Source organism: Cupriavidus sp. C2SS-8b, assembly GCF_057073745.1.
Window position 1 is genome coordinate 2,655,427 of record NZ_CP172717.1, and the last position, 15,474, is coordinate 2,670,900.

Genomic DNA, 15,474 nt, shown 5'->3' on the forward strand with positions numbered 1-15,474 from the left:
TTCTGGTGCGGCGTGCCCGCCTCACGCATGCGCCAGTGCCGGCAGCAGGCGGTCGTATTCGCGCTTGACCAGCTTGTAGCACTCGCAGGAATGCTTCTCGAGCCCGCAGCGATCCAGCACCGTGATGTGGCCGCGGCTGTGATGGATCAGGCCAAGGTCTTCGAGCTTGCCGGCGGCTTCGGTCACGCCCTCGCGGCGCACGCCGAGCATGTTGGCGATGACCTGCTGCGTGATCACCAGCTCGTTCGAGCTGAGCCGGTCCACCGCCAGCAGCAGCCAGCGGCACAGTTGCTTGTTCAGCGAATGGTGCCGGTTACAGGCGGCCGTCTGCGCGATTTGCGTGAGCATGGCCTGCACGTAGAGCAGCGTGATCCGTTGCAGCGTGGGCGTGCGCGGCAACTCGCTGCGCAGCAGCCGCGCGGGGACGCGGTAGGCCAGGCCCGGGCTGCGCACTTCCACGCGGCAGGGCATGGTGTCGCCGCCGGTCACCACCGGCACGCCAACCAGGCCTTCGTTGCCGACCGCGGCGATTTCCACGGTGGCGCCGTCTTCCAGCAAGGACAGCAGCGACACCACCGACGTGGTGGGGAAGTACACATGGACGATGCGCTGCCCCGAATCCGTCAACAGCTCGCCGGCACGCAGGCGCACCAGCTCGATGTGCTGCGCCAGCGATTCCCATTCGCTGCGCGGCAAGGCATTGAGCAGATAGTTGGCATTCAGATCCGAGCGATGCGTGATCATTTCCGTACCCCCCAATCCCGTATCCGGGCAAGAATCTACCTGCCGGTGTCACCGCCCCGCCACGCTGCCACATTGCCATGGGGTTCGGCCGCACCGGACCGGCCTGCCGGCGGCTTGTCCCGCCGTGCCGGCGCTTTTCATTGGTGTTTCCTCCCGGACAGGCCTGCCGCGGACCCGCACCCCGCGGCATTGCACCTGACCCGGTTTCTGTATTTAGCGCTATGGATTGCCAATGGGACAGTAGGCAGACGGTTGGTGCGCCGTCATCCATTGGTAGGTCGGCCGGAAAGCGGACATGCAGGGCTGCATGCGCGCGGCGCGTGCCTGCACGCGGGCAATGGCGGAGTACCGCTATGCGGCGTAGCAGGCGGGGTGGTCCTGGTTCAGCGCCCACACCTTGCCGGCGGGCATGACTCCGGGTTGAGACGTATGGCCGCCTTCATGCAAAAGGCGGATGCGCGTCCGCGCACCGGGCGCGAGATGGAACCAGTCCTGCGCCGGCCGCAGCACATCGTCCTCGATATGCACCCAGCGCGCGAAATGCGTGGCCGATATCTGCAGCCACCAGTGCCCCGCGTCGTGTCGCACTTCGGCTTGCAGGCCCGCCTGCGGCAGCGCCTGCGCGCGGCGATCGGGCACGTGCGCCGCCTGGCTGAGCGGCTCGCCGCTGCGGGCGTCGGTCAGCGTGGCCAGCACGATATCGCCCGCTTCGGGCGCCTCGCCATGCTGCGGCAGCGGCGTCAGCATCAGCGAATGACGTGGCGCCAGCTGCAGCCCTTGCATTGACTCGGCGTGTACGTGCATGCCGTTGCGGATCCAGCAGACCCTGAGGCGGACGTCTCGCGCGCTCGCGGTCTCGTTCAGCAGGTCCACGCGCAGGCGGCCCGCGGCATCGGTCCCGAGCAGGACCTGCAGCGGGCGGCATGCGGCCCGCATTGCATGCCAGGCCGATTTCGGCCGTCCCTGCACATCGACGACACCCGCACCATTGGCCAGCGCCACATCGCGCAGCGCCGGCACCAGCGCCAGTCCGGACTGGCCGCCAACGCGACGGCAACCGGCAATGAAGTCGTTCGCCAGTTCCGCGGCCAGCGCACGCGACAGGCGCAGATAACGCTGCGGATCCGTGCGGCGCAGCCGCGGCGGATCCACGCCGTACAGCGCGAGCAAGTGCCGGTCGCGCGCGTCCTCGGCATCGCACAGCGTGCCGCTCCGGTGAAGTACGCCGGCCTTCCAGCGCGCGTCGCCGACCGCTTGCGACAGGCCAAGCGCATCGAGCGTGCGCGCGCACGGCACGGCTGCGATCTCGGGAAACCATGCGGTGTCGGGCGCTTGCATGCCTTCGCGCCAGAGCAGGATGCCGACCGCGTCGCAGGCGCTGTGCAAATCGGCAGGCGGCGCGCAGTCGCGATCGAGAACCAGCGCGTTCAGGCCGGCTCCGCGCGCAAGGCGCAACCGGTGGCGCGCGGCCAGCGGCGACGACACGAGCGCAGCCAGCTCGGCGGCGTCCAGGCGCGCGCCCCGGCAGAACACCGGCACATCGTTGATGCGGGGCAAGGGATCGCTTCCCTGCCGGTCGACGCGCACGCTGCGCAAGGCGAGCCGGCCGCAATCGAGCACGTGTCCGCCCGCTTCGGCCAGCACGCGATACTGCGCCGGCTGGCCATGCGTATGGGGCCACCAGAAGCGCGGAGCGTCCACGCGCACATCGGCGGACAGCGTAAAGGCGTTCTCGCGCAAGAGCGGCGCATGCACGGCGCCATCCGCGTTGCAAAGGCTCAGGCTCGCCTGCGCCGGTGCTTCACCGTGCAGGTGCAGGCGCAGGGCCACACGGCCCGCGCCATCGTGAAGTCCGGCGCGCAGATCCACCGCGGCATCGGCGAGCACGTCGCTGCCGCCCAGTTCAAGCATTTCGACGGGCTGCAACAAGCCCACTGCGTGCAGCGGCGTGTCCTCGGCAGCGGCATGTCCGATGACGCGGGCTGACTGGAACGCCGGAGCCGTGCGCCAGCACAGCGTGCCGCGTGCCGCATGCAGGCGCGGCACGCTGGCCCGGAAGCACAGGTGCAGGGTGTTGATGCCAGCCAGCTCCACTTCGGCATCGCAGGCATCGCACAGTGCCTGCGGTGCGGCGATCGGGCGCCCGTTCACCCAGGCCTGCGCCGCGCCGGCCACGCCGCGCAAGCGCAGCAGCCGGCGCCCGGTACCGGCAAAGCGCAGGCGATACCAGTAATCGTGCCGATGCACCGCGACTGGCGTGGTTTCGCGCCAGCGGCCTGCCACGCGCAAGGCGTCGGCCACGGTGCCCGGCACCGGCGCCGGCAGCCACGCCGCGCGCTCGTCCAGGCAGGCCGGGCTGTCCGCGGCGCCAGGCAGGGTTTCGAGCCACGACCAGTCGCCCGGCACGCGCAGCACGCCGGGCAGCCGCGCATCGCGGCGCACGCACGCGGCGATGGCGGGCACGGTCGTCACGCCTTGCTCCCCGCGAAATGCCGTGCCAACACCGGTACGCAAGCCTGGTACGAGGCTTCGAGCTGGTCCAGGCAATCCTCGCAGGTGTCGGGCTTGCGGCTGATCACCGCGCGCATCAGCCGGAACTGCATGACCATGGCCTCCGAGGCCATCGTGTAGCAGGCCTCGGCGGTCTTGTCGGGCACCGGCTCGCCCTGCGCGACCAGCCAGCGCAGATAACGCGCAAGCAGTTCGAAGTTGGCGCCGAGCTGGCGCAGCACGCCGGCCGCATAGTGATGAAAGCCGGGCTCGCCACGCGCCATCAGGCGCTCGAGATGCTCGGGGAATGCGGCGCGGAAGGTGCTGACCGGATTGTCGGACGGGCGGTTCGCCAGGTGAAAGCGAAACAGCTCCAGGGAGGCCTGCAGCAACGATGCCTCGCTGTGCGTGCAGGGATTGCGGCGCACCACGTCGGCATGGGTGAAGAGCTGGACTTCCGGGTCGCGGGTGCCGGCCACCCGGCCGAAGAGCGCGGTGTAGTCCTCGCCGCTGGCCGTGTGATAACCGTCCGAATGGAAATACCCCACCGCCAGCGCATCGGGGATCATCACGTCGATGCCGATGCACGAGAGCGTGCGCTGTCGATGGTAGGCCGTACCCGGCGCAGGCGGGAGCTGGCTGCTGTCGACTTCCATCACCACGATATTGCCGCGGCTGGTCTGCGCGGCCACGTGGCTCTCGAGCGAGTCATACAAGGTCAGCGCATGGATGCTCAGTCCGAACAGCCGCTCGAGGTCGGCTTCGGGTATCCGGCACTGCGTGAAGTGGTCCGCTTCAAACGCCTGCCTGACCGTGCAAGGCAGCGCAGCGATCGGTGGCAGGTCCAGGCCATGCAGCAGTTCGATCCACAGATCGACGTGGCTGTTGACGTGCGACCAGACCGGATTTCCACCGCGCAATCCCGGACCGCCACGCCCACGCATCTTTGTGTCGCCGTACACCATTGGCCTCCGCGCGTGCCAAGACGTTGCGTTCGCGGGCGCGCACGGCCAGGGCTGCACACGCCAGCGCGCCTGCAGTCGAATGCCCGTGCATCTACTCCTGTCCTGCGCGCCTCCCCCACCGTATCCGCTGCTGCTGTGACCGGTCGTGCTGGCGATCATTGCGCGGCGTGTTCCCGGCAGTCTGTTGGACGGCGCACAGAGTCCCGCGGGCCTGCGCGCGGCGGGTCGCGAAGGGCGTCATCGCACGGCTGCGGCAGGGTTGAAGGAGGAATGAATGCCTGGTGCGCGACCCCGCACTCATGGTGCTTCTGGCGGATGGAGAGCGGGACGGCGATTGCCTATCGTCGATGGGACGTGCAGGCGCTTTTCACGGCTGGCACGGTTCAAAGCCCGCATGGTCCCCCGGTCGGCGGGCTTCTTTTTTGGTTCTCTGCTGGGGGATGGATGGTGGCGACCTGCTGCGGCCTGCTGCGAGGGTTATCGCATCATCGCCTTCGGCTGCTGCGCGGCGCACTGGCCGGCAAGCTTGAGCGGATCGACGTCGCGAACGCCGATCCTTCCCGCTTTCGCAAAGCTCGTGCTGTGCCTTAGCTTACGGAACAAATGATTCCGGGACGCGGTGGCGGTGCTGGGCAATGATGAGTGCCTTGAGGCTGTCCACGCGCAATCGCGCCTCGCGCTCGCCTGCCTCGCGGGCCGCCTCGGCGGCGGCGAGCTCGCAGTCGAATTGCCGGCCATGCAGTTCGCCGCGGTACAGTAGCGGTTCATCGCTTTGCGTGGCCAGCCGGATTTCGAAGCAACATGCCCACTTGCCTCGCCCTTCGCGCACGGCAAAGCCGCGCACGATGAGAAATTCCAGACCGCACTCCATACGACCCCCTTGCACTCCCGCGGCGGCGGCCTCTGAAGCGGGACCAGCTTCTGTCGCGGGCAAATCAAGCATAGCCGCGTTGCGCGCGGTTCGCCCTCATCCGGTCGCCGTAGTCCTCACCGGGCAAACGAGGGAGGACAGCGGCGTGCCACCGCCGAGCGTGAGCGCGGTGCGCGGGAAACACTGGCCACCCGCCCAGATCAGCGCCGTGGCGGCGCACACGAGTTCGGCCGATACCGGCGCCGCCAGGCAACCGCTGGCGCCAAGCAGCGCGGCATGCAGCATCAGCGCAGCGTCGAGCCGGTCGGAGATCACCAGCCAGCGCCGCGGCGCCAGCCTGGCGTGCAGGCGGTCGAGCAGTGCGCGTTGATCGCCTTCGACCCCGCTGCAATCGAGCAGCGCCATGTCGGCGGGGTCTTCGGCTTGTTCGGCAGGGATGGAAGCATCGGCTTCGTCGAGCCATTGCGGCGCGCGCCAGCGGATCGGGCTGGGCAGGCTGAGCGCCTGCAGCCGGCGGGCCAGGACCCGGCACATCACTTCATTGCTGGCAATCAGATAGGTCGACATTGACGGTATGGAGCGGCGGCCCTGGCCGCGGAAGCAATACCACCGTTGAAGAATCGGAGCACGTTGTACCCGCCTGCCCAGCGCGGCAAGCGGGGCGCACCGTGCCTTCGCTTGAAACGTAGCAACCCGCCGCAACGCCTGCCTCATGCTTTTGGATGAGCCCGGCTCTACAGAAGGATGAGACCGCTCGGCAGCGACTATGCCGCCGCCATGCCCGCCGACATCTGCGGCTGGCCGGCCGTTGGCGGACCGGCCCAGTTGAGCGTGGCACCGCGCTGCAGCGCGACGTAGACCGCTTCGCCCTTGTTGCGCACGTGCAGCCGCTGGTACAGCGTGCATGCATGCGTCTTGGCGGTGGCGACCGAGATGTTGAGGATCCGGCTGACCGTCTTGATCGGATAGCCGCGCGCAAGCAGTGCGAGCACCTCGTACTGCCGCTCGGTGATGTTGAGCAGGTGCGCGCCAGCGGACGGTGTTTCGTAGCCGCCTACCTGCGACAGCGACACGGTGCGCGGTGCGGGCTGTGCAGTTTCCATGTGGGTGCCAGTCGCCAGCAAACCATGGCCGCGTTGCAGCGCCACGACGTTGCGGGCCTCGCCGGCCGCCGCGTCGGACAGCATGCTGTGCGCGACCGGTGCATCGGTCATGGCGTCTGCCGTGCTTTCCATCTGGATGCGGGACGGAAAGCACTCGCCGCCGGCCAGCACCAGGCGCACTGCTGCGTCCAGCGCCTCGGCACTGCTGTGCTTGTGCATGCAGCCGCGCACGGACTCGGGCAAGCCGGTGGTGGCCAGCGCAGCGGCCGGAGACTCGGCCAGCACCAGCACGCGTTGCGGCTGCAGGTGCTCGCACAGCTCGGCCAGCTGCTGGCAGCCGGTGCCGGTGTCGGACGGCAGTCCGAACACCAGCAGGTCTGCGCCATGCAGCCAGAGGTCAGATTCAATGGGCGCCAGCGGATCGATATCGATCAGGTCCCCGGGGATGTGTGCTTGCGCCAGCAGATGGCGCAGCCCCAGGCGCAACAGTGGATGAGGCTCGATCAAGAGGATGGTGGCCATGGCCGCTCTCTTTTCTTGTAGCGGCAAGCGCGAACCCTGCGACAACCCGCACTTGCGGTCGGAAAATGCCTCGCTATCCTGCGGGATGCATTTTCCCTACGATCCGACAGCGCTCCAGCCCCTTCAGCGTACCCGTCCGGTCTGCTGATGGTCCCTTCCCTTGGAGATGTTGAATCGCCCCGTTTGCGTCTATCCGACGCTTATCAAACCCGATGGCGTTCTTAGACGCCATTGAACTCAGATGTAAGTATTCGTAACTCTGGTAACGAGCATATGAAAGGGGATGGGGGAAAGCAAGGCTCGTGCGGACCGAGGGGGTTTTCCCCATGGTCAATTTGCATGATGCGTGTGGAAAACGATATGTGTCGTTGTCGCCGCTTTGCGGATGCTGTTGTGCGGAAAGCGTTATATCGGCGACTGATTCGCGAGGATTACGACACCCGATCGGGTGGTATGGCGGGATGAGTTTGATGCGGTCCCCGCTGAAGAGGGGGGTGTGGGTGAGGCATTGGAAATGCAGCGCGGAATCCACTTATAGGGTTGCCTTGTCGTGCTTGGCAGGCGCAGCTGTTTCGCAGGCGTAGCCTGCGAGTCACTTTTTGTCCGAGCGACAAAAAGTAACCAAAAAACGCGTTTACTTGTCCTAGCGGACGAATATTGATCGTAGTGCGCGACGAATTTCGTACGGGTACTCGCTTCAGAGTCTGCCCCGCTGCCTGCCGCGTGGTGCGCAACCGTATGTAGGCTCTCGGCCAATGATTGAACGAGCCCTGAACCTGTCCGTGGCCCGACACTGCCCGCGATATCGCATCATCGCCTACGGCTGCGCTGCGCGCGGCTCAGCGAAAGAAAATGAAACGGCGAAGGGGAAGCGGAAGCACCGACGCCAGCGCCGTTAATGCCTCTGACAATCCGACTAGTGAGCCGCGTAGCAGCCGAAGGCGATGATGCGATAGCGGTGGAAGCAGGGGCCACGGACAGGTTCGGGGCTGGTTCAATCACGGCTTGAAAGCCTGCATGCGGACGCGCACCATGCGGCAGGCAGCCAGGCACGCTCTGAAGTTAATACCCGTACGAAATTCGTCGTACGCTACGATCAATATTCGCCCGTTAGGGCAAGCGACGCGTTTTTTGGTTACTTTTTGTCGCTCGGACAAAAAGTGACTCGCCGGCTACGCCGGCGAAACAGCTGCGCCTGCCAAGCACGACAAGCCAGTCATCACCCACTCACAGACGGTCCGGAGAAAAAATGCGAACCGTCCTATCGACTCACGATCACAGCAAGAAGCGAAACTAGTTCCCGTCATCGCACAACGGTGACCGGGTGTGGAAACCCGACCCCCAAGCGGATCGTCCTACTCAAGACGCTTCGTGCTCAAGCACGCCTCTTTCTACGGCGGGCCGGGCGAGGCAGCCGCAAGGCTGAGCGTTCTCTTGGGGTCGCTTTCCACCCTCGTCGTCGGGCCCGCCACCCCTCTCCCCACAAACCCGGCAGGGCCTTCCACAACGATGGAGGTCAAATGTCCAAGATTGATATGTCCGCAGCCAACGCCAGCCTGGAGCAAGTCCACGCCGTCTCGACGGTGTCCTGCAATTGTTGGAACTGCAATGCGAACGATCCGAGGCCAGCTTCAGTGTGTTTTGCCTGCTCGGTCTGCTGAAGGCTCAGCTCGATTCCGTACTCGATGAAGCAGGGCTTGCCACCTGATTCACCTTGCCGGCGCCCGGCAGCATAGCCTCCAGCGTGGCCAGCGTATCGGCCTCCTCGATCGGCTTGTCGGTGCGCCAGCGCAGCATGCGCGGAAAGCGCACCGCGATGCCGCTCTTGTGCCGTCCGCTTCGGGCGATCCCCTCAAAGCCCAACTCGAATACCTGTGTCGGCTGTACGCTGCGCACGGGGCCAAACTGCTCCACCGTGGTCCGGCGCACGATGGCGTCGACCGCGCGCATCTCTTCATCGGTCAGGCCGGAATACGCCTTGGCGAACGGCACCAGCGTGCGGCCCGGCGTGCCGGGCGGCACGCTCCAGACCGCAAAGGTGAAATCGGTATAAAGGCTGGCACGACGGCCGTGTCCACGCTGCGCGTAGACCAGCACGGCATCGACCGAGTACGGGTCGATCTTCCACTTCCACCAGACGCCCACATCCTTGGTACGCCCCGCGCCATAGGCCGCGCTGGCAGCCTTGAGCATAAAGCCCTCCACGCCGAGATCGCGCGAGGCCTCGCGAAGCCTGGCGAAGTGCGGCCAGTCATCGGCCTCGACCCGCGGGCTCAGTTCCAGCGACGGATGCACATGCCGGGCGATGACCTGGTCCAGCTGCGCACGGCGTTCGGCCTGCGGCCGCGAACGCCAGTCCTCGCCCTGCCATTCGAGCAGGTCATAGGCCATCAGGATGGCCGGCGCTTCGCGCAGCAGCTTGGCATTCAGCGTCTTGCGGCCGATACGCTGCTGCAGCAGCGCAAAGGGCTGCGCGCGGCCCTGCTGCCAGATCACGATCTCGCCATCAAGCACGGTGCCCTCAGGCAGCGCCGCAGCCGCGTCGACGATCTCGGGGAAACGCTCGGTGATCAGTTCCTCGCCGCGCGACCACAGCCAGGTCTGGCTGCCACGGCAAACGAGCTGCGCGCGGATGCCATCCCACTTCCATTCGACCAACCAGTCTTCGGGCGCGCCCAGCACAGCGTCGAACTGCTCCAGCGGCGCCTGCAGCGGATGCGCGAGGAAGAACGGGTAGGGCTGGCCATCGGCCCGCAGCGCGCGATCGTCGTCGCTTTCCGATGCGATCAACGCCTGGAATCGTGCCGCGTCGGGCCGCGCCGACAAGTCCGTGTAGCCGACCATGCGCTCGGCCACGCGCTTGGGATCGATGCCCGCCACCTCGCCCAATGCGCGCGTCACCAGCAGCCGCGATACGCCTACGCGGAACGCACCGGTGATCAGCTTGAACAGCACCAGCCGGCCGTGCGCGTCGAGCGGCCGCCACAGTGCGTCCAGGCGCGGCATCAAGGCGTCAGGCGGCAGGCCGCGCAGCGGCAGCAGGCGCTGCTCGACCCATTCAGCCAGGCCGGCGCGGTCGGCATCCATCGGGTCCGGCAGCAGCAGCGCGATGGTCTCGGCCAGGTCGCCGACGGCCTGGTAGCTTTCCTCGAACAGCCAGTCCGGCAGGTCGGCGGCCTGGCGCGCCAGCTCGCGCAGCATCGACACCGGCACGATCTGCCGCGGCTTGCCACCGGCCAGGAAATATACGGCCCAGGCAGCATCCTGCGGCGGCGCCGCGCGCAGGTAGTCCACCAGCGCAGCCAGCCGCGCCTTGGTGGAGGTGGTGCCGTCGAGCGCGGCGTAGAGTTCGGCGAAGGCCTTCATGGCAACGCTGGCTCGCCGTCGGCGGCGGACTCCGCTTGCGCCTCGGTGCGCGCGGATTCGTCGTCATCGCCGAATTCGGTCTCGAAGGCCTGCGCCTTCCAGCCGCGCTCGCTCAGGTAGCGCACCATCACCGGCACGTTGCCGTGGGTCACGATGATGCGCTCCGCGCCGGTGGCATCGATCGCCTGCAGCAGCCCCGGCCAGTCGGCATGGTCGGACAGCGCGAAGCCGCGGTCCACGCCACGGCGGCGGCGCGTGCCGCGCAGTTGCATCCAGCCACTGGCAAACGCATCGGAGGCATCGCCAAAGCGGCGCAGCCACGGCGAGCGCTGCGCCGAGGGCGGTGCCACCACCAGGGCCCGCCGCAGCAGCGGGCTGCGCGGCGGCAGGTCGGGGGCCACCGACATCGGCGGCAGCGCCACCCCGGCTTCGGCATAGGCGGCGTTGAGCATGGCCAGCGCGCCATGGACGATCACCGGCCCGGGCAGGCCGTCCGCGCCGGCGTGGCGCAGCAAGCCGTGCAGGATGCGCTGCGCCTTGCCGAAGGTATAGGCATAGACGATGCTGGCGCGCCCCGCCTGCGCGTTGGCCTGCCACCAGTGGAAGATCTCAGCCATCAGCGCCGCCTGCGGCGGCCAGCGGTAGATCGGCAGGCCGAAGGTGCTTTCGGTAATGAAGGTGTCGCACCGCATGGGCTCGAACGGGTCGCACGTGCCATCCGCCTCGAGCTTGTAGTCGCCCGAGGCCACCCACACCTGGCCGCCGTATTCGAGCCGCACCTGCGCGGAACCGAGCACATGCCCGGCCGGATGCAGGCTCAGCGTGACGCCGTGGTGGGTGATGCGCTGGCCGTAGGGCAACGTGTCGAGCGGGATGCCGGGCAGCCGCGCCAGCAGCACGCCGCGGCCGGGCTCGGCACACAGGTAGTGCGCGTGGCCGACGCGGGCATGGTCGGAGTGGGCATGAGTGATGACCGCACGGTCCACCGGACGCCAGGGATCGATGTAGAAATCGCCGGGCGGGCAGTAAAGGCCTTCCGGGCGGGCGAGGATGAGATCGCCGCCGCGTGGCGTGTCGGAGGAAAGCGGTCGGGGTAGGTCCAAGCATGCCTCCTGATGCGCTGCGGCCGGCAGGCGGCCGCGATGTCCCTGGAGTGGGGAGACGTGGGCATCATACGTCGGCGGATCGAAGGGGATGAAGGCGGCTGGGGATGATTATGGTGTCGGTGGGCGCCGACAAGTGGTTCGGAGCCTGTCAGATTTTTAGTGTGACGAGGTCATGAGACGATTACGGAAACGTCCTATGACCGACACAACAGTGACCAAGAAGAGCAAGAGCCCGAAGGCACCCAAGCTGTTCCCTGATGAACTGATCGATCAACTGCTGGCGCAGGTCCAGAACAAAGATGCCGGGCCTGTCAGCGTTTTTGTGTTCAGGGCAGTTAAAGGCGCACCGTCGACTTAACCGGTGAGCCAGGATTATCTCAGTGATGCGGGTGGGTAAAGCGTTCCTCATAGAGAATCGCAAACTGGTTCATGGCAGCCTTCCAGTCATGCGTTGAGCTGCCCCACTTACCGGTGATGTTGCGCAGGGCCAGCCATAGCAGCTTCGTTGCCGCCTCGTCACTGGGGAAGTGCCCCCGGGTCTTGATGATCTTACGTAGTTGCGCGTTGATGCTCTCGATCGCGTTCGTCGTGTAGATGATCTTGCGGATCGCCGGTGGGAATGTAAAGAACGGGATCACCTGATCCCAGGCGCGACGCCAGGACGCGGCGATCGGGGGGTACTTCTTAGCCCATTCGCTCTGCTCGAACGCCGCCAGTTCGGCCAGCGCCGCCTCAACAGTGGGCGCGGTGTACACGGGCTTAAGCGCCGCAGCCACGGTCCGGCGCTCTTTCCAACCGGCGTAGCTCAAGCTGTTTCGGATCAGATGCACGATGCAGGTCTGTAGCGTCGTGGCCGGGAACACCGCGTTCAGGGCCTGTTCCATGCCCTTGAGCCCGTCGGTCACTGCAATCAGGATGTCCTGCGTGCCGCGGATCTTCAGGTCGTTGAACACCTTCATCCAGAACTTGGCGCCTTCGGTGCTCTCGATCCACAGGCCCAGGATGTCGCGCGTGCCGTCGGGCAGCACGCCCAAGGCCAGATAGACGGCCTTGTTGCGTACCACGCCGTCCTCACGCATCTTGACCCGCAGCGCGTCGAAGAACACCACCGGGTACATCGCCTCCAGCGGGCGGGCTTGCCAGGTGGTGACCTCGTCCATGACTGCATCAGTTACAGAACTGATGAATTCTGGCGACACCTCGGTGCCGTACTGTTCGGCCAGAAACGCCTGGATCTCGCGCACGGTCATGCCGCGGGCGTACATGGCGACGATCTTGTCGTCGAACCCGGTGAAGCGCCGCTCGTGCTTGGGAATCAGGATCGGATCGAAGCTGCCGTCGCGGTCGCGCGGAATATCCACTCGCAGCGGCCCGTCCTCGGTCAAAACCGTCTTAGCACTCTTGCCATTGCGTTGATTGGCTGTGCCGGCTGGGCGCTCAGCGCCAGCCGGGTAGCCCAGATGATGACCGAGTTCAGCGCCCAAGGCCCGCTCGATCAGGGCCTTCTTGAATGCCATTGAGGCGTCCTGCACGGCCTCGGCAGTCATCGGGCCCTTTACGAAATGGGCGATCAGATCCTCGGGAATGATCGGCAGCTCACGATCGGCGGCCTGACTCGTCTTGTTTCTACGTGGCATGACATGCTCCTTGGCGACATGTTATGCCCTAAACACAAAATTTCTGACAGGCCCAAGATGCCGAGTCGATCCTCGGCGAATCAGGCCTGGCTGGGCAGTTGAAGAAGCAATTGGCCGAGCGAATGTTGGCGGCCGAACTGACTCATCACCTGGAGAGCGAGGCGGAGCAAGGCAAAGCCGGCAACCACCGCAACGGCAAGAGCCCCAAGACAGTCATTACGCCCAACGGCGAGCTGACGCTCGATATCCCGCGCGATCGGCAGGCAACGTTCGAGCCGCAGTTGGTTGGCAAGTATCAACGCCGGCTTCCAGGCTTCGACGACCACGTCATCAGCATGTATGCGCGCGGCATGAGCGTGCGCGAGATTCAGGGCCATCTGCTGGAGCTATACGGGCTCCAGGTGTCGCCCGATCTGATTTCCACGGTCACGGATGAGGTGCTGGCCGACGTCGAGCAATGGCAGCAACGGCCGCTCGAGGCCATGTATCCGATCGTGTACTTTGACGCGCTCCGGCTGAAGATTCGCGACGAAGGCACGGTCAAGAACAAGGCGGTCTATCTGGCGCTGGGCATTCGGGCCGACGGCCGCAAGGAAGTACTGGGCCTGTGGATCGAGCAAACCGAGGGCGCCAAGTTCTGGCTGAAGGTCTTCAACGAATTGAAGAACCGCGGTTTGAACGACATCCTAATCGCAGTGGTCGATGGCTTGCGCGGCTTTCCCGAGGCGATCGAAGCGGTCTATCCGGATGCCCAGATCCAGACCTGCATTGTGCATCTGATCCGCAATTCGCTGAGTCTGGCGAGTTGGAAGGATCGCAAGCCGCTCGCTGCGGCGCTCAAGCCGATCTATCAGGCCGCCACGGCCGATGCGGCAGCAGCGGCGCTGGAGGCTTTCTCCCAAGGCGAATGGGGTCGTAAATTCCCTACCGTCGCGGCCATGTGGCAACGCCAGTGGGAGCAAGTGATTCCCTTCTTTGCCTATCCACCGGAAGTACGCAGAATCATATATACGACCAACGCCATTGAAAGCATGCACATGCAGTTGCGCAAGATCGTCAAGAATCGAGGCCACTTCCCCAGCGACGAAGCGGCCAGCAAGCTGTTGTTTCTGGCCTTGCGCAACATCGAAAAGGATTGGAAGATGCCGCCTATCACCTGGCGGCAGGCAGTCAATCAGTTCGCCATTCTGTTTGGCGAGCGATTCACCAACGCCATCGGCTGAGATTTCTTACAACGACCTCAGCACACGAAATTCCTGACACGTCCGTGGTTCGGCCGCGCCCAGCGCCAGGTCAGAACGTTTTTTTCTTTACATGCCAAGCCACGCTTGCACTTGACGTCGTAGCAGAGGCGAAACCGATCGTGAATGTCGTGGATGATACGGCCGCGATATACGGCCTGGCGTTCGCTGCCTCCCGGTTGGTGGCTGTCAATGCAATTTCGCTCTTGGCCGGTGTATAGCTCAAGCCATGCTTCACCATCACCGAAGATGCATCTGCAGCGGCCATTGCCTCGCCACTTCCTTCGGTAGCGAACCCCAGGTTGCCTTCAACCCTGGCGAACAAGGTAGATATCCGCATCCCCCCGGTATCATTTCGGCTCACGCTGTTGCTGCTTTCACCGTCCGCCGATTCAATGATTGCCGTCGTGGCAGGCGAACCCGCCCCGCGAGCCAGCGTGTTCTCGTTAACCTGGAAGCGCGTGCAGCCAGCGAAATCGACCCCAAACCGTCTAAAGAATGAGATCGTACAGTGCACCAGGAATCCCGAAGCGACACCTCGCAGCCTGATGCAATCCGCGCCGGCATCGTTCGAATGGTTCAGTGTCGAAATAAAGCCAATCTTGAGGTTTCTCGTGGGGTCGCCGTTGCCAGCCAGGGTGACCTCCAACGCGGGATTGGATTTTCCCCCGCGAAGCTGGCGACTTGACAGGTAGCACCCACCATTGATCTCGACGCCATCAACCCCACGCAGCAATACGGGGGCATCACAATAATCAATCACCGCCCCCCCGGTGATCGTTACCAAATCAGTTCCCTGGGAATAGACGCCGATCGCACAGCCGATGGCGGCACCGCCATTGATAATCAGACCAGCAGAATAAGGGCTATAGTCACCGTCATCATTGACCATATATGCCGTATTCTTCCAATTGCAGCCTATAAGCTGCGTATTGACTGTCCTGACACGGTAAACCCCCTTGTTGCCAAACGCACCGTCAAAGGAACACCCGACTAGCGTCCCTTCGCGCACTCCATCGAGATATACGCCGTAGTCGGCATTCATGAAATTGACGCCGACCAGCAAGAAATCATCGTATTGAGTCGTGCTGGTGCCGGTCACCCACCTGATGCCGATACCCCGCCCGGTGAATTTGCCACCGCAGATCGTCAGCTTCTTTCCGTGATCGCTTTTCCGTATGGCGCCTTTGCCCTCGATGGCACATATGATTTCGGCCCCGTACGCGACGACCGTGACCGCCTTTCCGGAAAGGTCCACCTCCGTCAGCCTGTAGCGACCGCCGGCCGGAAACACCAACGTACCGCCATCCCTGACCCCCGCCACGGCAGCCACGACGGCAGCAGTGTCATCGGCAACACCATCTCCCCGCGCACCAAACCGCCTTACGCTTGTCGGTTCGTCCCCCGGACGAGGCGATGGAGAGCGCTC

12 protein-coding genes and 1 pseudogene are annotated in these 15,474 nt (G+C 65.1%); 3 read left to right on the plus strand and 10 right to left on the minus strand.

The annotated features are described in order from the left end of the window. Positions 1 to 21 precede the first annotated feature (21 nt). The 3 genes from ACIGJB_RS28930 to ACIGJB_RS28940 form a co-directional block, all read right to left on the minus strand. Positions 22 to 744 carry a Crp/Fnr family transcriptional regulator gene (locus tag ACIGJB_RS28930; protein WP_483712814.1) on the minus strand — a complete coding sequence of 241 codons (723 nt, stop codon included), beginning with the start codon at positions 742 to 744 and terminating at the stop codon, positions 22 to 24. Positions 745 to 1,095: 351 nt separating this feature from the next. Continuing rightward, positions 1,096 to 3,216: a glycoside hydrolase family 2 protein gene (locus ACIGJB_RS28935; protein ID WP_483733363.1), complete on the minus strand. Its 2,121-nt coding sequence runs from the start codon at positions 3,214 to 3,216 to the stop codon at positions 1,096 to 1,098. Then, positions 3,213 to 4,196, minus strand: coding sequence for a DUF1839 family protein (locus ACIGJB_RS28940; RefSeq protein ID WP_483734695.1), 984 nt, complete (start codon positions 4,194 to 4,196; stop codon positions 3,213 to 3,215). The genes ACIGJB_RS28935 and ACIGJB_RS28940 overlap by 4 nt, the downstream gene beginning before the upstream one ends. Positions 4,197 to 4,469: 273 nt before the next feature. Between ACIGJB_RS28940 and ACIGJB_RS28945 the strand changes: the two genes are divergently transcribed. After that, positions 4,470 to 4,790 (plus strand): hypothetical protein, encoded by a 321-nt coding sequence (locus ACIGJB_RS28945; RefSeq protein WP_483733364.1) that lies wholly within the window; start codon positions 4,470 to 4,472, stop codon positions 4,788 to 4,790. A gap of 1 nt (position 4,791) precedes the next feature. Here the strand turns inward: ACIGJB_RS28945 and ACIGJB_RS28950 are convergent, their stop codons facing one another. From ACIGJB_RS28950 to ACIGJB_RS28970, 5 genes are all read right to left on the minus strand, one after another. Beyond that, positions 4,792 to 5,070 (minus strand): hypothetical protein, encoded by a 279-nt coding sequence (locus tag ACIGJB_RS28950; protein ID WP_483734696.1) that lies wholly within the window; start codon positions 5,068 to 5,070, stop codon positions 4,792 to 4,794. A 96-nt stretch (positions 5,071 to 5,166) separates the two neighbouring features. Next, entirely contained in the window at positions 5,167 to 5,637 is a 471-nt protein-coding gene (locus tag ACIGJB_RS28955) for a DNA-binding response regulator (RefSeq protein WP_483733365.1), read from the minus strand. A 197-nt stretch (positions 5,638 to 5,834) separates the two neighbouring features. Beyond that, positions 5,835 to 6,695 carry a helix-turn-helix transcriptional regulator gene (locus ACIGJB_RS28960; protein WP_483733366.1) on the minus strand — a complete coding sequence of 287 codons (861 nt, stop codon included), beginning with the start codon at positions 6,693 to 6,695 and terminating at the stop codon, positions 5,835 to 5,837. A 1,665-nt stretch (positions 6,696 to 8,360) separates the two neighbouring features. Next, complete coding sequence (locus ACIGJB_RS28965; RefSeq protein WP_483733367.1) at positions 8,361 to 10,061, minus strand: ATP-dependent DNA ligase; 1,701 nt, start codon at positions 10,059 to 10,061, stop codon at positions 8,361 to 8,363. Beyond that, entirely contained in the window at positions 10,058 to 11,164 is a 1,107-nt protein-coding gene (locus tag ACIGJB_RS28970) for a ligase-associated DNA damage response exonuclease (RefSeq protein ID WP_483733368.1), read from the minus strand. Before ACIGJB_RS28970 ends, ACIGJB_RS28965 begins: the two co-directional genes overlap by 4 nt. Positions 11,165 to 11,363: 199 nt before the next feature. On the opposite strand from ACIGJB_RS28970, the gene ACIGJB_RS28975 reads away from it, so the two are divergent. Then, on the plus strand, positions 11,364 to 11,525 hold the full coding sequence (locus tag ACIGJB_RS28975) for a hypothetical protein (protein WP_483732376.1): 162 nt from the start codon (positions 11,364 to 11,366) through the stop codon (positions 11,523 to 11,525). Between the two features lie 19 nt (positions 11,526 to 11,544). On the opposite strand, the gene ACIGJB_RS28980 is transcribed toward ACIGJB_RS28975, so the two are convergent. Continuing rightward, positions 11,545 to 12,804, minus strand: a complete 1,260-nt coding sequence (locus tag ACIGJB_RS28980; RefSeq protein WP_483730391.1) for an IS256 family transposase — start codon at positions 12,802 to 12,804, stop codon at positions 11,545 to 11,547. Positions 12,805 to 12,860: 56 nt separating this feature from the next. Here ACIGJB_RS28980 and ACIGJB_RS28985 point away from each other — a divergent pair. Further along, positions 12,861 to 14,027: pseudogene (locus ACIGJB_RS28985) on the plus strand (IS256 family transposase); the annotation flags it as partial. Positions 14,028 to 14,097: 70 nt separating this feature from the next. Here ACIGJB_RS28985 and ACIGJB_RS28990 read toward each other — a convergent pair. Next, positions 14,098 to 15,378 carry a hypothetical protein gene (locus ACIGJB_RS28990; protein ID WP_483733369.1) on the minus strand — a complete coding sequence of 427 codons (1,281 nt, stop codon included), beginning with the start codon at positions 15,376 to 15,378 and terminating at the stop codon, positions 14,098 to 14,100. Positions 15,379 to 15,474: the final 96 nt, after the last annotated feature.

Bases quoted from the DNA above. Each gene is read 5' to 3' on its own strand.
- ACIGJB_RS28930 (WP_483712814.1), bottom strand. From the start codon at position 744: ATGATCACGCATCGCTCGGATCTGAATGCCAACTATCTGCTCAATGCC.
- ACIGJB_RS28945 (WP_483733364.1), top strand. From the start codon at position 4,470: ATGAATGCCTGGTGCGCGACCCCGCACTCATGGTGCTTCTGGCGGATG.
- ACIGJB_RS28950 (WP_483734696.1), bottom strand. From the start codon at position 5,070: ATGGAGTGCGGTCTGGAATTTCTCATCGTGCGCGGCTTTGCCGTGCGC.
- ACIGJB_RS28955 (WP_483733365.1), bottom strand. From the start codon at position 5,637: ATGTCGACCTATCTGATTGCCAGCAATGAAGTGATGTGCCGGGTCCTG.
- ACIGJB_RS28960 (WP_483733366.1), bottom strand. From the start codon at position 6,695: ATGGCCACCATCCTCTTGATCGAGCCTCATCCACTGTTGCGCCTGGGG.
- ACIGJB_RS28965 (WP_483733367.1), bottom strand. From the start codon at position 10,061: ATGAAGGCCTTCGCCGAACTCTACGCCGCGCTCGACGGCACCACCTCC.
- ACIGJB_RS28975 (WP_483732376.1), top strand. From the start codon at position 11,364: ATGACCGACACAACAGTGACCAAGAAGAGCAAGAGCCCGAAGGCACCC.
- ACIGJB_RS28980 (WP_483730391.1), bottom strand. From the start codon at position 12,804: ATGCCACGTAGAAACAAGACGAGTCAGGCCGCCGATCGTGAGCTGCCG.